Origin of the sequence: Candidatus Poriferisodalis sp., assembly GCF_965203655.1 — a bacterium.
Taxonomy (GTDB): Bacteria; Actinomycetota; Acidimicrobiia; order Acidimicrobiales; family Poriferisodalaceae; genus Poriferisodalis.
In genome coordinates, this window is record NZ_CBDBDD010000009.1 from 913,266 (window position 1) to 930,886 (window position 17,621).

The following is a 17,621-nucleotide window of genomic DNA, read 5'->3' on the forward strand; positions in this document are numbered from 1 at the left end:
CCGACGGTCGGGTTGGCCGGTCGGGCAGCCCGGGTGGCTCAGCTCTCGAACGTGCCGACCTTCTCGCCGGTGACGTTCTCGTAGTTCCGGTTCAAGAACCATCGCTGGTAGTCGCCGTAGGTGATCGGCTCGTGGCGAGCCGGGCGATCGTCACTGACCGTGGTGGGCACGGGGTCGACCACAGCGTCGTCGCGGGCTCCGTAGAAGAACGGCACGGCGTAGCGGTCGCCGGCCGAGAGGTTGCGTGCCCGGTGCGCCGTTGACAGGTACACGTTGTTGGTCCAGCGCTTGAGCATGTCGCCGCTGTTGACGAGGTAGGAGCCGGCCATCTGCGGCGGCTTGATCCAGTCGTAGCCGGCCGGTCGGATCTCCAGCCCCGGCACGTCATTGGCCGGAAGGAACGTGAACACCGAGCTGTCGGTATGTGGTGCGAGCCCCCACTCGTTGTCGTCGTAGTCCATCGGCGGGTAGTGCGACATGCGCAGCGAGACGCTGGGCTCGTCGAAGTGCGGGTCGAAGTAGTCGGGAGGCAGGTCCAGCGACAGCGCCAGGATCGGCAGCATCCGTGAGCCGAGCGCGATGAGCTGGTCGATGTACTGCTCGCAGCTCTGCGCAAACCCGTCGAGCGGCGGGAACTGGTTCTGGGTGTGGTAGCCGTGGCGGTGGCAGAAGAACGCCTCGTTCTGGTTGGGCTTGCGCACGGGCCCGGCGATGTCGGACGCATACGACGTTCCGCCGCCCATGCCCAGGTAGCCGCCGACCACCTTGCCCATCGGGATGGAGTCCTTGACGTCTTGGGGGAGGGCGTGAATGCGCCGGGCCTCGTCGAACATGTGCTCGATGGTGCTGGCGGCCACGCCGTGGTCGACGATGAAGAAGAAGCCCACCTCGGTGAGGGCGTCGCGCAGCTCGGCGGCGAGCGCAGCTTGAGCAGCGGGATCGGGCACCGGCTGGTTGAGGGGTGCGAGATCCAGCACCGGAATGACGTCTGATGAGTCCTTCGTCGGTTCCGCCGTGCTGCGGTCCTGCGTCGTGAGTGCCACGCTTCCCCCTCGCCGCTCGCCTCCCGACGAGCGTACGCGCCGGTTGGCCGGAATGCGGAAGCGGCTCGTTGCTACGGTGCTGCCGTCGTGGGCGGGCTCGGGCAGCCAGTCCATGCGAGCGGCCGAACGAGTCAGGGGACAGCGATGAAGGCGTGGCGACTGAACGAGCTGGGCTACCCGTGGGATGTGCTGGAGCTGGGCGAGTACGACTCGCCCGAGCCCGGTCGGGGTCAGGCACGCATCACCGTGGAAGCCACCGATCTCAACTTCGCGGACATCCTGCACTGCCAGGGCACCTACCAGGAGCGGTGGGATCCGCCGTTCACGCCGGGCATGGGAGCGTGCGGCACGGTGACTGCAGTCGGCCCCGAGTGCGACTTGAAGGTCGGCGACCGCGTCATCGGCTCGGGTACCGCCGGCTGGGGCGGCTACGCCAGCGAAGCGCTCATCAGGGGTGCCACGGCTCGGCACGTGCCCGACGATGTTTCGATCCCCGCCGCGTGCGCGGCGAATGTGATCTACGGCACGGCATGGTTCTCGCTGAACCGGCGCGGGCAGATGCAGGCCGGCGAGACGGTGCTGGTGCTTGCCGCGGCAGGCGGTGTCGGCTCGGCTGCAGTGCAGATGGCCAAGGCTGCGGGCTGCACCGTGCTTGCTGCTGCGGGCGGGCCCGCCAAGGTGGAGACCTGCCGCGAACTGGGGGCAGACATCGTCATCGACTACGACAACGACGATCTGTACCAGTCAGTGATGGATGCCACCGGGGGGCGGGGCTGCGACATCATCTACGACCCCGTCGGCGGCAAGTACTTCGATGTCGCCCGGCGGCTGGTGGCGTGGGAAGGCCGCCTGCTGGTGGTCGGATTCGCCAGCGGCACGATCCCACAGGCACCGGCGAACCACGTGCTCGTCAAGAACTACTCGGTGGTCGGCGTGCACATGGGCGGCTACCGGGGTCGCAAAGACGAGGTGCTCGACGAGTGCTACGCCGAGATCTGGCCGCAGGTGGCCGACGGCAGGCTGGACCCGCTCGTCAGCCAGGAGCTGCCGCTTGAGGGCCTGATCGACGGCCTGCAGGCGTTGCACCAGCGCAAGACCACCGGCCGGGTCCTGCTCCGCCCCGACCTGTAGACGAGCCTGGTCTGCCCGCTCGGCCGCAGGCCAATGCGCCGGCTGGTGCCCGCTCAGCCGCGGGCCACGGTGTAACCGACTGACTCGCGGTCCCACAGGTCTGGGGTGACGCCTGCGTCCCGGATGGCCTGCTTGCGGATCTTGCCTGAAGCGGTCTTGTCGACCTCGCGCACGAATTGCAGGTAGCGCGGCACGCTGTGGCGGGGCATGCGGGGCACGCACCAATCCAGGAAGTGGACCGGATCGGGCGCTGGGCCGCTGACTGCGACAACGGCGAGCACTTCGTCCTCCCCGCCGGCACCTTCGACGCGCAAGCCAACGACGGCGCACTCGATCACGCCTTCGTAGCCGTTGATCACCGTCTCCACCTCGTAGCTGGAGATGTTCTCGCCGCGCCGGCGGATGCGGTCGTTCAACCGGTCCACAAAGTGCAGCCGCCCGGATTCATCGAGCCTTCCCGCATCGCCGGTGTGGAACCACAGGTTCCGCCACGCCGCCACGGTGCGTTCGGGCATGCGGTGATAGCCCACGTTGAAGCAGAACGGCACCTTGGGACGCACAAGGATCTCGCCGGTCTCATCGGGCGCGACGGGCAGGTCGGTCTCGGGGTCGGCCACGATGACGTCGAAGAAGTCGGTCAGCGGCCGCCCAGCGCAGCCCGACATCACCGGGTCGTCGAAGCTGGTGTAGGAAACCATGTTGACCTCGGTCATCCCGTAGCCCTGCATGATCCGCACACCGAAGCGCTCTTCGAACGCTGCGGCCCATTCCGCCGCCACCGGCAGGGCGATAACGGCTCGCAGCTGATGGTCACGATCGCTGTCGGTCGGCGGGCTGCGCCAGATGAACTCGGGCATGACCCCGAGGGCGTTCGTGAGGGTGATCTGGTGCCGCCTCACCGTGTCGAGCCACTTGCCGGCGCTGAACCGCTTCTCCACGTACACCGAGGCGCCGGCGTGGAGCGACGCAAAGACCTGCATGAACAGGCCGTTCGCGTGGAACATCGGCATGCAGCAGTAGAAGCGGTCCTCCGGGGTGATCTGCAGGCTCCGGGCGGTGCCGAGGCCGAACAGGTAGCAGTGCGCCTGCGGCATCAGCACGCCTTTGGCGGGACCGGTGGTGCCCGAGGTGTACATGATCGTGCAGACATCGCTGGGTTCGGCTGCCAGCACCGCTTCGGGACGCACCTCGGTCTCCAGCAGCTCTTCGATGGAGACCTCCGCCGAGCCCATGAGCACACCGCCGGCACCGACGCCGTAGTCGCCGTCGTCGACCAGGATCGTGGCCCCGATGTCGGTCTCGGACGGGTCGAGGGAGCCGGGCTCGATGTCGTCGAAGCGCTCGAGCAGCCCGTGGTCGACGGCCACGATGCGTGGCTCGGAGTTGTTGACCTGATGCTCGAGGAAGGCACCGCGCAAGTCGGTGTTGATCGGCACGAAGATCGCCCGCCGCTTGTGGGTGGCGATCATCAGCAGCATGAACTCGAGGCTGTTCGTGAGCAGCCCCAGCAACCGGTCGCCTGGCCGGAGGCCGAGATCAGCGAGAGCGGTAGCGAGCCGGTCAGTGTGGCTGTCGAGCTCGGCGAAGCTGAGAGTGCGGCCGTCTTCGAACGAGAGAAACTCGTTGTCGCCGTGTGAGGCCGCAGCCTGCCGCACAAGATCGGGCAGCGTCCAGCCGTCGACAGCACCGTCGTCGATCAGGCTCGGTGTGTCACTGGGGCTCATCGGGAGGATCGTAGACTTCGCCGGTGCATCCAAGCCCCGGCCGGGGCACCGATGTCTGGGGCACATTGGGTAGTTGGGCACCTGGGTAGGAGGTGGCCGCATGCTGATCGGCTTGCCTTGCGAGACCAAGGCGGGCGAGCAACGTGTTGGGCTGACGCCCCACGCTGTTCGTGAGCTCGTGCTGCACGAGCATGACGTCGTCGTAGAGACCGGCGCGGGTGCGGGCATTCGTGTACCAGATGCCACCTTCGAGGCTGCGGGCGCTCGCATCGGCTCCTGCGACGAGGTGTGGGAGAAGTCCGAGCTGATCGTCAAGGTCAAGGAGCCGCAGTCATCCGAGCGCAAGATGCTCAGTGGGGGCCAGATCCTCTTCGCCTACCTGCACCTCGCTCCCGACCCCGACCAGACCGCCGATCTCGTGGAATCAGGGGCGGCATGCGTCGCCTATGAGACCGTCACCGACTCGCGTGGCGGATTGCCGCTGCTGGCGCCGATGTCGCGGGTTGCGGGCCGCCTCGCCGTGCAGGCGGGAGCGTGGGCGCTCGAGACTGCGCACGGCGGCATCGGCTTGCTGATTGGCGGCGTGCCCGGTGTGCCGCCGGCTCGTGTGGTGATCATCGGTGGCGGCGTAGTCGGCGAGAACGCGGCGGAGATCGCCATCGGCATGGGCGCCGACGTGCGGGTGCTCGATATCGATCCGGGGGCGCTCGATCACCTCGAACAGCGCTTCGGTGCTTCGGTGGTGACGGTCACCTCGACGCGTGCCTCCGTCGAGGCCGAGGTGCTGGGAGCCGATCTGGTGATCGGGGCGGTGCTGGTGACCGGTGCACGGGCACCGAAGCTGGTGAATGCCGAGATGATCAGCCAGATGCGGCCTGGCTCCGTTGTCGTCGATGTCGCGATCGACCAAGGCGGGTGCTTCGAGACATCCAAGCCGACCACGCACGCCGAACCGACCTTCGTGGTCGACGATGTCGTGCACTACTGCGTGGCGAACATGCCCGGAGCGGTGCCGCTGACCTCAACCCGGGCGCTCAGCGATGCCACTCTGCCAAGGGTGCTGGCCATTGCCGAGAACGGGCTCGACGCCCTGCGCACAGACCCCCACCTGCGGGCAGGCCTCAACGTCTACAAGGGCCACGTCACCGAGCCCCACGTCGCCGCCGCCCTAGACATCCCCTACACCGACCCCCTCACCGCCCTCGGCTTCTAGCGCGCACGGTCACCACGGGCCTCGGTGCCGAACACTCGCCCGTTCTTGGCGCGAGTGAATTGCCGGCCTCATGTGGTCTTGAGCCGGCAGCATCGCCTTATCGGGTCAACCCAGGAGGATCGATGACTCTCACGACGCCACTCAAAGAGGTTCCGCAAGCAGGTGGCAAGGTTCGACTGGTCGTCTCAGTCGACTTCGGCCACCGGGATTGTGGCGTATGTCCATGGCCACCTGCGGGACGCGGTGCGCTGTACTGCGTCTCCTGGAAGCTCGATTGCGGCAGGTTGAGCTTCACAGTCTTCGCCTGCTCAGAGCATCTCGATGAAGTGCTCGAGAACGCAGTCTTGGGCTCGCTGCCACAGTTCCGCGATGGCCGTCTATTGCGAGGTTGCGCCGAGCCCTGCGAGTGTCGCCCGCTGGAACTGCGAACCTGACAGAGTGTCCGAGTGGCGTCGCTGAGCGACTACTTGGACCTCACCGAGAGCGAGGCAGCAGCGCAGTGACGGAGCATCGTGCAGCGTCGCGTGCCGCCACCGGGCAAGCGACAGGTCAACTTCAGGCCCGTCGAGACTGTGCTCTGCTACTGCCTGTTCCGTTGCGACGATCCGGTAGTTGACCCACATCGCTACGGGGGGCAAACGATCCACACGGCACCAGCGCTCGTTCATCAGCTAGCGGCGCTCTTTGTGCGCTCTCCCAGTTCGATCACGAGCAAGATGATGAATCTGGACGGTTCTCGCGTGAACGGAGCGAGGCACGAAGTCCAGTTCTTCATGGAGATGGGTAACGACGTCGCTCGCCACATCGACCTGTACCGAACGGCATTACGCGGTGCCCGGAGCATGGGCGTTGGTGAGGGTCGGCTGCCCGACTTCTTGCGTCTCTCGGAGACAACTGACTACTCCCTGCTCGGTCTTGATGGTGTTTCAGGGTTCCGGTACGAGGAACTCGAGAGGGAGGCCGCAAGGCTCAGGGCAGCGAAATTGAAGCACCATCAGGTGCTCTCGGCTGCCGAGACCACTCGCATCGTCGAGCATCGGGCTCGCGTCGGGCATACCGCATTCGCGAACGAGGTCGTCCGGAGATTCGGTGGCACGTGCGGCTTCTGTGGCATGGCTCCACGATCTCTGCGGGGGAGTCGCCTAATTGTTGCGTCACACATCAAGCCATGGGCCGATTCGAACAACCGAGAGCGGCGTGACCCACGCAACGGCGTTGCTGCCTGCCCGACCCACGACGCGGCATTCGATCGAGGCTTGATCACCGTCAACGGCGGGCTGCGCGTGCATCGCTCACGTCGCCTTCGAACGAGCGTGGAAATTGACACAGGCGTCGAGCACAACTTCGGCCGCTCACTGAATGAGGTGCTTGCGCTGCCGTCCGAGATCGAGCCACCGCATCCCACCTACCTACGGTGGCATGACGAACGCATATTCCAGGACACGCTTGCGTAGGACGGGCGCGCCAGAGCCGGCTCGCGGCAGTGGCTGTTTAGGCCCAGAGTGCGCAGATGGGGATGGCGTCGATCTGGTCTGAGAGGCGGTACTGGTGGCTGCCGACATGGAGCACGGCACCTGCTGCGAACTGGGGGCCGAGTTCGTCTCGTAGCCATGCGAGATGGCGGGCGTCGCTGGTGTCGGGTGCATTCGTCGCTTTGATCTCGACGGCGACGATGCCGCGGGCACCGAAATCGGCGATTAAGTCAATCTCCCGTCGACCGTCCGCCACTCGCAGATGGCACAACTGTGGACCACGCGTCGTCACGGCAGTCTCGGCTCGCAGCTGATTGATGACGAAGGTCTCAAGGAGCCTCCCGATCAGATCGCCGCTGGACATCACGGTTGCGGCGTCGATACCGACGGCTGCGGCCCAAAGCCCGGTGTCCGCCGCTAGGCGCTTACGTCCCTTGACGAGTCGGGAGAGCCGGTTGCTGTGCCACGACGGGAGTTCGGCGATGATGCCGAGATCGCTGAGCAGTTGCGTGTAGGACTCTCCGGTACGGCGGTCGATGCCCGCAGCCTTGATGAGGGTGGCGTCAGTTGCGAGACCTGCGGTGTTGAGCGCGTAAGCGCCGAAGAATCGTCCGAGACGGCCGCTGTCGGGCGAGGCGCCCAATGTCGATGGGTCGCGAGTCACCATGTGGCTGAGGTAGCCGTCGAGCCAAGCGTCTCGACGCTCGACCTGGGGCTCCAGAACTGCCTCGGGGAAGCCGCCCCGCAACGCGATCTCCACGTAGGCGCGCAGGTCGGGTATGTCCGCCGGCAGGGGATTGTCGTCGCCGGTTCTCAGACGTTCGAGGAATTCGACTCCGTCGATGGCACCGACCTGCTCGCGCACCGTCAGCGGATGCATGGCGACCGGGAGCAGGCGCCCTGTGCCGGGCCACAGCGCGGAATCGCGAGCAGATCGGACGGAGCCGCTGAGGATGAATCTGCCTGGCGTGCGGTCGTTGTCCACGGCCCGCTTGACGGCGCCCAGCACCTCGGGAACTACTTGCCACTCGTCGAGCAGGACAGGTGGCTGGAGATCGCGGAGGGCAGCGTCGGGATCGACTCGTACAGCGGCGGCCGCATCGGCGTTGTCGAGTTGGATCACGGTGGCTGCGTGGCGGCGCGCCGTAGTGGTCTTGCCTGTGGCACGCGCCCCCGTGATGAACAGCGCCGCGGGAGACTCCGCCAAGAACTCGATCCTGACGTCTGCCATCCGGCGGATATATGTGGTCACAACTGCAGGTTACCACTTCTGCACAGGTCTGATTACCTTTTTCACACAGTCTTAAATGCTGTTTTCACACGTCGAAAGATACATATTTCACGCAATTGTGACTGCCGGTTTTGCGCGCACCTGTGAGTGCTGGCCAAGAAGACGGGCTAGCTACTGGCCCAGGCGGCGGGCTCGGGTGCGGATGAGTTGTTCAATTTGGTCGGCGGCTTGGTCGGGAGGTTCGTGCTCCCAGATGCGGACTGGGGTCCAGCCGGCTGCTTGGAGGCGAGCGTCGGTGTCGGCGTCGCGGGCACGGTTGCGGGCGATCTTGGCTTCCCAGTATTCGGCGTTGCGGCGGGGTTTGGTGCCGTGCTCGGGGCAGCCGTGCCAGAAGCAACCGTCCACGAAGATCGCCACCCGCAGCCGAGGGAACACCAGGTCGGCCTCGCGGCGCACCTCGGGCAACGGCCGGCGGTGCACGAAGTAGCGCAGGCCACGTCGGTGCAGTGCCGAGCGGATGAGCCGTTCCGGCCCTGTGTCGCGGGAGCGCTGCTTCGACATCCGCTCCGATGCGGGGCCCGGCAGCGCCTTCGGTTCCACGGAGCCGGTTCTAGCAACATTTCTGGATCCCACGGGCTTGGCGCGTCATCGCTTCGGGCCACGGGCAGAGGCACCACTGGAGCCGGGTGACCACCTAGCGTTCGAGCGGGATGTGCTGGTGCACGAGGTCGGCCGTCATGGAGGGCTGACGTGCGGTTTCTGAGGGTGGTGCTGCTCGCTGCCTTGGCGTGCGCGCTCCCGCTTGCGGCGGCCTGTGACAGCGGCGGTGACGGAGCGGGATCTTCGGCACTGCAGAGGGCGCCCGGTGAGCAGGCGGAGTTCGACGGGACCGTGCGACTCGGCGCGGCACTGAGCGAGACCGGTAAGTACTCCGTGGAAGGCAAGGACTCACGGCAGGGTTACGACACCTGGGTGCGCTGGGTCAACGAGAAACACGGGGGCATTCGCATCGGCGATGCCCGCTACCGGGCCGAGATCATCTACTACGACGACGAGTCCGACGCCGACACCGCCGGGAACCTCGTCCAGAGGCTCATCGACGAGGACGAGGTCGACTTCCTGCTCGGCCCCTACTCGAGCGGCCTGACCACCGGCACCAGCGCCATCGCGGAGGCCAACAACGTGATCATGGTGGAGGGCAACGGCACCTCGGACACCATGTTCGAACGGGGCTTCCAGAACCTGTTCCTCGTTGCCACCATCGCCAGCGACTACACCCTCTCGGGCGTCGAGGCGCTGGCGAACCAAGGTGCCGAAACCGCGGTCATCGCCCACGAGGACACGTCGTTCCCCACCGCTGTCGCGCACGGGGCGCAGCGCCATCTCGAGGCCCATGGCATCACGGTGCTGGCAACCGAGACCTACCCCAAAGACATCCAGGACGTCTCGGCGATCATGACCAAGTTCCGCGACCTGAACCCCGACATCTTCGTCGGCGGCGGGCACTACAACGATGCCGTCCTGTTCGTGAACTCTGCCAAGGAGTTGGGCTTCGAGCCCGACGGCATGCTGATCACGGTCGGCCCGTCCAATCCGAAGCTCATCGACGAGCTCGGTACCGATGTCGACGGGGTGCTCGGCCCCACCCAGTGGGAAGCCACGATGGCCTACGAAGGCCCGTACTTCGGCCGCGCCGCCGACTACGCCGCCTACTACGAGCAGCTGTGGGGCGAGCCGCCCGTGTATCAAGCGGCAAGCGCCACGGCAGCGGCGCTCGCACTGCACTTGGCCATCGAGGCCGCGGGGTCGACCGAAACCGACGCAGTGCGCAACGCGCTGCGTGCGCTGTCGGCAGACACGTTCTACGGGCCGATCAGCTTCGACGACCGGGGCGTCAACGACAGCAAGCCCATGGGGATGGTGCAGGTCCAGCATGGCGAGATCCATGTCGTGGCCCCGGGGTCTGCGGCGCGGGCCCAACTCCAGTACCCGCTCGGTGACGGCACCGGCCGCACCGCCGGCGAATCGTCGGCATGGGGGCAGCTGCCGCAGGCGCTGGTCAACGGCATCGCGCTCGGCGGCATGTACGCGGTGCTGGTGCTGGGGTTCTCGGTGATCTGGGGCGTGATGGGCGTGATCAACTTCGCGCACGGCGAGTTCGTGATGATCGGCGCCTACCTCGCCTGGCTCGCCGACGAGTGGTGGGGCATCGATCCGTTCGTCTCGGTGGCGGCGGTGTTCGTGCTGATGGCGGCGCTCGGCTACCTCACCCAGCGCGGCTTGGTGAATCGCGTCATCGACCGGCCGCACCTGGTGTCGCTGCTCGTGATGTTCGGGCTGGCGATCATCCTGCAGAACGTGATGAAGCTCGTCTTCTCTGCCGACTTCCGCAGGACCAGCACCGCGCTCGACGGCAGCTGGCGCCTCGCCGACGGCCTCACCGTGCCGGTGACGAAGTTCTGGATCCTGATCGTCGCCCTCGGCGTGCTCGGGGGTCTCAGCGTGCTGCTGGCACGCACCAAGCTGGGCAAGAGCATCCGCGCGGCGGCGCAGAATCGTGAAGCAGCCCGCATCGTCGGGATCGACGTACCCAAGGTGTACGTCATCACGTTCGCGCTGTGCATCGGCATCACGGGTGCCGCCGGTGCCTTGGTGAGCCCGGTGCTGGCCATCCAGCCGTTCCAGGGGCCGCCGCTGACGCTCAAGGCGTTCGCGATCACGGCGGTGGCCGGTCTGGGCTCCATCCGGGGGGCGTTGGGCGGTGCCATGGTGCTGGGGCTGGTCGAAGCGGGCCTGGCGATCTACGTGGGCGGTGTGGGCACCAACTTGGCCGTGGTGGCCTCGTTCGTGATCCTCGTGGTTGCGCTGGTGCTGCGGCCCCAGGGCATCTTCGGCGGCCTGCGTCCTGTGAATGCGACGGCGACATGACCTTCACCGGAGGCATCAAGCGTTGGGCACGTCGCCTGATCGGGGCGCTGGCGGCCGTGGGGCTCGCCTGGCTGGTCGTGCTCCCGCTGTGGCCCGGCACCAGCGACTCGATGCTGTTCACGATGACGCTGATGTTCACCAGCATCGGCGTGGCGATCAACTGGAACCTCACCGGAGGGTTCACCGGCTACATCGACTTCGGACATGCCGTGTGGTTCGGCCTGGGCGCCTACACGACGGCGATCATGATGTCGCTGCAGAGCAACGGCTTGGGCATCGGCTGGCCGCCCGTGCCGGCGATCGCGCTCGGCGTCGTCGTGGCCGGATTGGCAGCGGCGCTCATCGGGCGGGCCACGATGCGGCTGAAGGGCCCGTACTTCTCGGTCGCGATGCTGGCCACGTTCGTGGCGATGCGCGAGATCGTGCGCATCTGGGGCGGGCTCACCGGCGGGGGCGTCGGCCTCACACTGCCGCCGTACCTGAACCGCTCGCTCTTCTATTTCGTGGAGCTGGCGCTGGTTGTGGCGCTCGCCGTGTTCGTGTGGTGGCTGCGACGCACCCGTGTCGGGACGGCACTGGTCGCCATTCGCGAAGACGAAGTGGGAGCGGAGATGCGGGGCATCGCGACCACGCGTCTCAAAGTCGCCACGTTCAGCTTCGCGGGCGCTTCGACCGGGCTGTTCGGGGGGTTGTGGGCGTTCCAGAACACCTTCGTCGACCCCGACATTGCGTTCACCGAGGTGAGGACCCTCGACGCGATCATGGGCACGATGCTGGGCGGCATCGGGACGGTGGCCGGCCCCATCGTCGGCTCGGCGGTGCTCTATTGGCTGCGCGAGGTGCTGTGGGCCAACCTGCTCGATCTGCATCTCATTGCGCAGGGAGTGCTGCTCATCGTCATCGTGCTGTTCATGCCACGGGGTCTGGTGGGCTGGTTCGACCGCCGGGGCGTGGCTGTCACCGACCTCTGGCAGCGGTGGTCGCGAGCCGGCCGCGACGTCGAGCGCGGCGATAACGACAACCCGGCGGGAGACCTGCCATGACTGCCCTGCTGGACGCCACCGGCATCGTGAAGCGCTTCGGCGGCCTAGTCGCGGTGGACGATGTCGACATCTCGGTCGCACCCGGCGAGATCGTGGGGCTCATCGGACCGAACGGGAGCGGCAAGACCACCTTGTTCGACTGCCTGAGCTGCGTGCAGCGAGCAGACAGTGGCGCGGTTCGCTTTGACGGCGAGGACATCACCCGCCGCGCTCCCCACCAGATCGCTCGGGGCGGCATTGCCCGGACCTTCCAGATCATCCGGGTGTACGGCGCTCTGACGGTGCGCGAGAACATCGAGCTCAGCGCAAGCTGGGCAGGCCTCGGACTGCGCCGCATGCTCAGCCGGACCGACCCGCAGACTCGACGCCGGGCCGATCAGCTCATCGACTTCTTGGCGCTGGGGCCGCTGCGCGACGAGCGGGCCGACACGCTCTCTGGGGGGCAACGACGCCTAGCTGAAATCGGCATGGCGCTGATGAGCGAGCCGCGGCTGATCCTGCTCGACGAAGCCACTTCTGGCGTCAACCCGACGCTCATCAACGAGATCAAGGATCGGTTGGTCGAGGTGAACGCCTCCCGGGGCGTCGCCTTGCTGCTCGTCGAGCACAACGTGCAGTTCATCGCCGAACTGTGCGAGCGGGTCGTCGTGCTGGACCAGGGTCGCAAGCTGGCCGAAGGCGCTCCTGCCCACATCATGAACAACCCGGAGGTCATCGAGGCGTACTTCGGTGCCGCCGCCGGCGACCGTGGGCGCGGCAGCAGCACAGCCGCGCCGAGCACCCCGCAGGACCCGAACCCATGACCGCCACCGAGCCGAATACCGACTCCGAGTCGATGAGCCCTCTGCTGGAGGTCTGCGACATGCATGCCGGGTACCTGCCGGGCCAGGACATCTTGCGCGGCGTCAGCCTCGAACTCGGTCAGGGCGAGATCGTGTGCGTGATCGGCCCCAATGGCGCCGGCAAGTCCACCGTGTTCCGTGCCGTCTACGGGCTCGTGCCGGTGCGATCCGGGCAGGTCATCTGCGCGGGTCGTGACATCACCAACATCGCCCCCCAAGACGCCCTCAGCACCGCGGGCATCGCCATCGTGCCCCAGCTCCGCAGCCTGTTCTCGCAGATGACCGTCTACGAGAACCTCGAACTGGGCATGTACCTGTCGAGCGACAAGGCCGAGGTCCGCGATCGCATCGACTACGTCTTCGGCCTGTTCCCCCGACTGGCCGAACGGGCACGCCAAGAGGCTGGCACCATGTCCGGCGGCGAGCAGCGGATGCTGGAGATCGGCCGGTCGCTGATGTGGTCGCCCCGCATGGTGCTCATGGACGAGCCGTCCGCAGGGCTGTCGCCGCTGGTCACCCACCAGATCTTCGAAGTGATCGCGCAGCTCAATCACGACATCGGCCTCACTGTGCTGATGATCGAGCAGAACGCCCGCCAAGGACTCGAGGCCAGCCACCGCGGCTATGTGATCGAACTCGGTGAGATCACCTACGAAGGCGTTGCGGAGGATCTGCTGGCCGATGCCGAAGTACGCCGGGCGTTCCTCGGGGCCCGCTGAGCGGGGTTCGCGGGCGAAGGGCAGGGAAGCGAGCGGCTAGCGCCCCATCGTGAAGAACTCGTCGTTGGGCCGCATGGACGTCAGGTGGGCCATGCGGTTCGACAGGGCGAACAGACCCGTGATGGCGCCGATGTCCCAGATGTCGTCATCGCTGAAACCGTGAGCTCGCAGCTCGTCGTGATCGGCCGCCGAGGCCGACCACGGCTCGCTGCACATCTTCAAGGCGAAATCGATCATCGCCCGCTGCCGGTCGGTGAGGTCGGCCTTGGATGGATCGACAGCGAGCTGATCGGCCAGCAGCGGATCCTTGGCGCGGATGCGCAGGATCGCGCCATGCGCAACCACGCAGTAGAGGCAGTTGTTGGCCCCGCTGGTGGCCACCACGATCATCTCCCGCTCGGCTTTGCTCAGCCCGCTCGGGCCCTCCATGAGCGCGTCGTGGTACGCCATGAACGCCCGCATCTCCTCGGGCCGGTGCGCCAGCGCCAGGAACACGTTCGGCACGAAGCCGGTCTTGGACTGGATGAGCTCGATGCGCTCTCGCAGGTCGTCGGGCATGTCCGCAATATCGGGCACAGAAAACGTCGAGATGGCTGGCTCGGTCATGCCCGCAGCCTAAGCAGGTGCGCCAGTGAACGACCGGCGCAACTTCTCCTACATTCGCGGGACCGACGAGAGGACTGCCCGCTCATGCACCTGCCACGACCCACAGCCCCACGCCTCGAGCCGATCCCCAAGGTGGCCGAGCGAGCCCGCGAGGTCATGGAGAACTCGTTTGCCAACGCTGTCAACGTCATTGCGACCATCGCGCACAGCCGCCCCATCTCCAAGGCGTTCGGCGAGTACGCGCAGGCCATCTTGTACAAGGGCGACCTGTCGCGTCGCGATGTCGAGATCGCCGTGTTGCGCATGGGCTGGAACTGCCAGTCGGTCTATGAGTTCGGCCAGCACACGCTGATCGCCCAAGCCGAGGGCATGACCGATGAGGAGATCTACCTCGTCACCCGGCCGATTCCCGAGGGCAACTGGACGCCGGCCGAGGCAGCTCTGCTGCAGGTGGTGGACGACCTGTACTCCGACGACTGCGTGTCCGATGCCACTTGGGCCGAGGCGATTGCCCACTTCAGCGAGGCCGAGATGGTGCATCTCATCGCAGCAGCGGGCTGTTACCGGATGGTGAGCGGCTTGCTCAACAGCACCGGAGTCCAGCGCGACGACGGCGTCCCCGGCTGGCCCACAGCGCCGACCGCTACTGGCTGAGCGCTGCCACCTCGTCGAGCAGGCCGGTGTCGACGTCGTAGATGAAACCGCGGACGGCCGTGTCGTGCTCGATGAACGGTGAGGCTCGCAGTGTTGCGATGGCGGCGCGCACGTCGTCGGCGGGATCTGCGAACGAACAGATGGGCCAACTCGGCCGGGCGCCCAGGCGCTGGCCGAGGACGCTGCTGAAGGCAGCTTCGTCGAGCCCGCACATGCCGCACTTCGTGTGGTGTATGACCAATATCTCTCGCGTGCCGAGCAACTGCTGGGAAATGCACAGCGACCGGACGACGTCGTCAGTCATCACACCGCCTGCGTTGCGGATGACGTGCGCTTCGCCGACCGTCAAGCCCAGCTCCGCCAGAGGATCGATGCGGGCGTCCATGCAGGTCACGATGGCCACGTGACGGCTGGGCGGCGCTGCCATGCCGGGCGTGCGAACCGCATCGGCCACCTGCCGGTTGTGCTCGACCAACTGGTCGGCCGACGGGTGGAATTCGGATGATTCCGGTTCGTTGGCTTCGCTGTCGTTGCCCATCAGACGACCTCATCAAAGCACCTGCCGGAGCGCTCCGGCAGGCCAGTAGTACGCCCCCTGGGACTTGAACCCAGAACCTGCGGATTAAGAGTCCGTTGCTCTGCCAAATTGAGCTAGAGGCGCGTGGTGCCCCGCAAGGCTAACGACGGCCCTCCGACACCTGCGGTCGGCGAGCTGCGGGCGGATCGAGGGGATTCGAACCCCCGGCCTCCAGTGCCACAAACTGGCGCTCTAACCAACTGAGCTACGACCCGCACGGGGTGGTCAAGGATGCCACGGGTGGCGTGGCCTCGCTACCGAATTTCGGAGCCGCGCGGGCAGGTACGCCCGCCTCCTTCGCTGCGGCATCGGCAGCTTCAGCCGGGCGGGGCCGTGACGGCGTACCGTATGAGCGTGAGCGAGCAGACACCGCAGGCACTTGCGGCACGCCAGCCGCCCGTGGAGTACATCCCGCGGATCACGGCCCAGTACATCGGGCTGGGTTACGGCGAGTACCGCTGGGTGCACAGCGAGACTCCGCCGCCGTGGACGCCGCTGACCAAGCCGATCTCGGAGAGCCGGGTCGGGCTGATTGCCACCGGCGGGATCTACTCAGTCGGCCAGACGGCGTTCCATTACCGCGACGACACGACCTACCGGGCGATCCCGACTGACGTCGACGTCTCCGATCTGCGGGCGACGCATTTCGCCTATGACCTGACCGACGCCCGCTCGGACATCAACTGCGTGTTCCCCATCGAGGCCCTGCGTGCGCTGCGAGACAGCGGAGAGATCGGCGAGCTGGGCCCCAACGCCTACACCCTCATGGGTGGCATCTACAGCACCCGGCGTGTGCGTGAGGAGCTGATCCCCGAGCTGGCCAAGCGCTGCGTGGCCGACGAGCTCGACGTGGTGCTGCTGGTGCCGGTGTGACCTGTCTGCCATCAGACCGGGGGTCTGATCGCGAGGGCCATCGAGGCCGAAGGAATCCCGACGCTGTCGATGTCGAGCGCACGGGACATCACCCGGGCGGCCTGGCCGCCCCGCGCTGCGTACCTGGACTACCCGCTGGGTCGCACAGCGGGCAAGCCGCATGAGCCGGAGCTCAACCTGCAGATCCTGCGGGACACGTTTGCTGCGTTTGAGAATCTGCGAGTGCCTGGTTCCATGGCTCACCTGCACTACCGCTGGTCGGATTCGGACCGCTGGAAGGACCGGGTGTTCGCGCCGTCCACCAAGGCCGCCGATCTGCCCGAATGCGCCGTGCCGAACGGTGATGAACCGGCCACTGCGAGCGCCGATGCAGGTGCCGAGTCAGCCGGTGGTGGTGACTACGAGGACGACCGGGTCCAGCGCCACCCGACGCCGCAGTACCAGACCGACGAGGACGCAGCAGCGGCCCGTGCCAGCCACGACGGCGAAGACTGCCTCGTCTGCGCGGGCATCGACTACTGAGTCGATCGACCGGTTGCTCGATCGATCGTTGATTGCCTTGTCAGGATTGCCAGGCCGCCGGTGACTGAATCATCCGACGGAGCTTCTGAACGGCGCGCCTCGGTTGGCGCCAAGTCACCCGGGAGCGGGGGCGACTACGACCCCGCAGCCGTGGCCGTGCGTGATGCGGCCACCGTGATGATCCTCTCGGGCGAGAACGATCCCCATGTGCTGATGCTGAAGCGCAACGCCCGCTCGATCTTCGTGGGCGACATGTGGGTGTATCCCGGCGGCGCCGTCGACCCCGAAGATGCCACCCAGGTTGCCGACGAGACGGTATCGGGCCTGACCGATGACGATGCCTCGTATCAGATCGGCATCGAGCGGGGCGGTATCGCTTTCTGGGTTGCAGCCCTGCGGGAGACGTTCGAGGAGGCCGGCATCTTGCTGGCTCATCACGACCACCCGGTCGGCGTGGAGGATCCTCGCGATCTGCCCTCGGGCATCATCGACCTCTCGCCGCCTGATGTGGCCGAGCGGTTCTCGCAGTACCGGGACGAGGTCAATGCCGGCGAGCGGGACTTCATCGAGACGGTGCGCAGCGAAGACCTGCTGCTCGACGGTGACAACGTCTATTTCATCGGCCGCTGGGTGACGCCGCTGGGTTCCCCCCGCCGCTATGACACACGGTTCTTCCTGACGGCCATGCCCGACGGCCAAGTGCCGCTGCCCGATCACGACGAGGCAGTCGAGCACCAGTGGGTTCGTCCCGTAGATGCCATCCGGCGCAACGAGACCGGCGACATGGTGATGATGACGCCAACCATCGGCATGCTGCACCGCCTTGCCAGATTCGGAACGGTGGCGGAGGCGGTCGCTGCCGCCGGCAGGGGCACACCTGACCACGACGAACATGTGCGGATCCGTTACGACAACGAAGGGCCGCACCGGATCGCCTTCCCCGGCGACCCGGACTACCTCGACGCCGACGGCCGCACCGAAACCGGCATCCTGCGCTGGCCGTCGCGCTAGCCAGTCGATTTTCGATATCCGACATGGCCGAA

The 17,621-nt window shown here is 66.6% G+C and carries 17 protein-coding genes, 2 tRNA genes and 1 pseudogene; 12 read left to right on the top strand and 8 right to left on the bottom strand.

Features of this window, described 5'->3' with window-relative positions; all coding sequences use genetic code 11:
• Positions 1-38 precede the first annotated feature (38 nt).
• A complete protein-coding gene (locus ACOGW9_RS15460; protein ID WP_419912834.1) occupies positions 39-1,043 on the bottom strand; it encodes an isopenicillin N synthase family dioxygenase in 1,005 nt (334 codons plus the stop codon).
• Between the two features lie 144 nt (positions 1,044-1,187).
• Here ACOGW9_RS15460 and ACOGW9_RS15465 point away from each other — a divergent pair, with 144 nt between their 5' ends.
• A complete protein-coding gene (locus tag ACOGW9_RS15465; RefSeq protein WP_419912836.1) occupies positions 1,188-2,174 on the top strand; it encodes an NADPH:quinone oxidoreductase family protein in 987 nt (328 codons plus the stop codon).
• Between the two features lie 53 nt (positions 2,175-2,227).
• Here ACOGW9_RS15465 and ACOGW9_RS15470 read toward each other — a convergent pair whose 3' ends face one another.
• The gene (locus ACOGW9_RS15470; RefSeq protein WP_419912838.1) at positions 2,228-3,898 is read right to left on the bottom strand and encodes an AMP-binding protein; all 1,671 of its coding nucleotides are present in this window, start codon (positions 3,896-3,898) and stop codon (positions 2,228-2,230) included.
• A gap of 100 nt (positions 3,899-3,998) precedes the next feature.
• Between ACOGW9_RS15470 and ald the strand changes: the two genes are divergently transcribed.
• The 3 genes and pseudogenes from ald to ACOGW9_RS15485 all read left to right on the top strand — a co-directional run bounded on the left by ald (position 3,999) and on the right by ACOGW9_RS15485 (position 6,565).
• Positions 3,999-5,111 (top strand): alanine dehydrogenase, encoded by a 1,113-nt coding sequence (gene ald, locus ACOGW9_RS15475; RefSeq protein WP_419912840.1) that lies wholly within the window; start codon positions 3,999-4,001, stop codon positions 5,109-5,111.
• An 842-nt stretch (positions 5,112-5,953) separates the two neighbouring features.
• Positions 5,954-6,370, top strand: a pseudogene (locus tag ACOGW9_RS15480) (HNH endonuclease); the annotation flags it as partial.
• A gap of 54 nt (positions 6,371-6,424) precedes the next feature.
• On the top strand, positions 6,425-6,565 hold the full coding sequence (locus ACOGW9_RS15485; protein ID WP_419913122.1) for a hypothetical protein: 141 nt from the start codon (positions 6,425-6,427) through the stop codon (positions 6,563-6,565).
• Between the two features lie 37 nt (positions 6,566-6,602).
• Here the strand turns inward: ACOGW9_RS15485 and ACOGW9_RS15490 are convergent, their stop codons facing one another.
• Positions 6,603-7,835, bottom strand: coding sequence for an ATP-binding protein (locus ACOGW9_RS15490; protein ID WP_419912842.1), 1,233 nt, complete (start codon positions 7,833-7,835; stop codon positions 6,603-6,605).
• 150 nt (positions 7,836-7,985) lie between these two features.
• Complete coding sequence (locus tag ACOGW9_RS15495) at positions 7,986-8,375, bottom strand: very short patch repair endonuclease (RefSeq protein ID WP_419913102.1); 390 nt, start codon at positions 8,373-8,375, stop codon at positions 7,986-7,988.
• Positions 8,376-8,564: 189 nt separating this feature from the next.
• On the opposite strand from ACOGW9_RS15495, the gene ACOGW9_RS15500 reads away from it, so the two are divergent.
• From ACOGW9_RS15500 to ACOGW9_RS15515, 4 genes are read left to right on the top strand one after another with little or no spacing between them, the layout of a single operon-like run.
• Positions 8,565-10,742, top strand: coding sequence for an ABC transporter substrate-binding protein (locus tag ACOGW9_RS15500; RefSeq protein ID WP_419912844.1), 2,178 nt, complete (start codon positions 8,565-8,567; stop codon positions 10,740-10,742).
• Positions 10,739-11,785, top strand: a complete 1,047-nt coding sequence (locus ACOGW9_RS15505; RefSeq protein WP_419912846.1) for a branched-chain amino acid ABC transporter permease — start codon at positions 10,739-10,741, stop codon at positions 11,783-11,785. The genes ACOGW9_RS15500 and ACOGW9_RS15505 overlap by 4 nt, the downstream gene beginning before the upstream one ends.
• Positions 11,782-12,588 (top strand): ABC transporter ATP-binding protein, encoded by an 807-nt coding sequence (locus tag ACOGW9_RS15510; RefSeq protein WP_419912848.1) that lies wholly within the window; start codon positions 11,782-11,784, stop codon positions 12,586-12,588. The genes ACOGW9_RS15505 and ACOGW9_RS15510 overlap by 4 nt, the downstream gene beginning before the upstream one ends.
• The gene (locus ACOGW9_RS15515; protein WP_419912850.1) at positions 12,585-13,346 is read left to right on the top strand and encodes an ABC transporter ATP-binding protein; all 762 of its coding nucleotides are present in this window, start codon (positions 12,585-12,587) and stop codon (positions 13,344-13,346) included. The genes ACOGW9_RS15510 and ACOGW9_RS15515 overlap by 4 nt, the downstream gene beginning before the upstream one ends.
• A gap of 36 nt (positions 13,347-13,382) precedes the next feature.
• Here the strand turns inward: ACOGW9_RS15515 and ACOGW9_RS15520 are convergent, their stop codons facing one another.
• Positions 13,383-13,952, bottom strand: a complete 570-nt coding sequence (locus ACOGW9_RS15520; RefSeq protein WP_419912852.1) for a peroxidase-related enzyme — start codon at positions 13,950-13,952, stop codon at positions 13,383-13,385.
• 84 nt (positions 13,953-14,036) lie between these two features.
• Between ACOGW9_RS15520 and ACOGW9_RS15525 the strand changes: the two genes are divergently transcribed.
• Positions 14,037-14,606 carry a carboxymuconolactone decarboxylase family protein gene (locus ACOGW9_RS15525; RefSeq protein WP_419912853.1) on the top strand — a complete coding sequence of 190 codons (570 nt, stop codon included), beginning with the start codon at positions 14,037-14,039 and terminating at the stop codon, positions 14,604-14,606.
• On the opposite strand, the gene ACOGW9_RS15530 is transcribed toward ACOGW9_RS15525, so the two are convergent.
• The 3 genes from ACOGW9_RS15530 to ACOGW9_RS15540 all read right to left on the bottom strand — a co-directional run bounded on the left by ACOGW9_RS15530 (position 14,596) and on the right by ACOGW9_RS15540 (position 15,399).
• Entirely contained in the window at positions 14,596-15,144 is a 549-nt protein-coding gene (locus ACOGW9_RS15530; RefSeq protein WP_419912855.1) for a beta-class carbonic anhydrase, read from the bottom strand. The genes ACOGW9_RS15525 and ACOGW9_RS15530 overlap by 11 nt on opposite strands.
• A gap of 49 nt (positions 15,145-15,193) precedes the next feature.
• Positions 15,194-15,267 (bottom strand) — tRNA-Lys (locus ACOGW9_RS15535).
• 56 nt (positions 15,268-15,323) lie between these two features.
• A tRNA-His gene (locus tag ACOGW9_RS15540) sits at positions 15,324-15,399 on the bottom strand.
• A 138-nt stretch (positions 15,400-15,537) separates the two neighbouring features.
• Here ACOGW9_RS15540 and ACOGW9_RS15545 point away from each other — a divergent pair.
• The 3 genes from ACOGW9_RS15545 (at position 15,538) to ACOGW9_RS15555 (ending at position 17,589) form a co-directional block, all read left to right on the top strand.
• A complete protein-coding gene (locus tag ACOGW9_RS15545) occupies positions 15,538-16,056 on the top strand; it encodes a glycine/sarcosine/betaine reductase selenoprotein B family protein (protein ID WP_419912857.1) in 519 nt (172 codons plus the stop codon).
• Between the two features lie 69 nt (positions 16,057-16,125).
• The gene (locus ACOGW9_RS15550; RefSeq protein WP_419912859.1) at positions 16,126-16,578 is read left to right on the top strand and encodes a hypothetical protein; all 453 of its coding nucleotides are present in this window, start codon (positions 16,126-16,128) and stop codon (positions 16,576-16,578) included.
• A gap of 60 nt (positions 16,579-16,638) precedes the next feature.
• On the top strand, positions 16,639-17,589 hold the full coding sequence (locus ACOGW9_RS15555) for an NUDIX hydrolase (RefSeq protein WP_419912861.1): 951 nt from the start codon (positions 16,639-16,641) through the stop codon (positions 17,587-17,589).
• Positions 17,590-17,621: the final 32 nt, after the last annotated feature.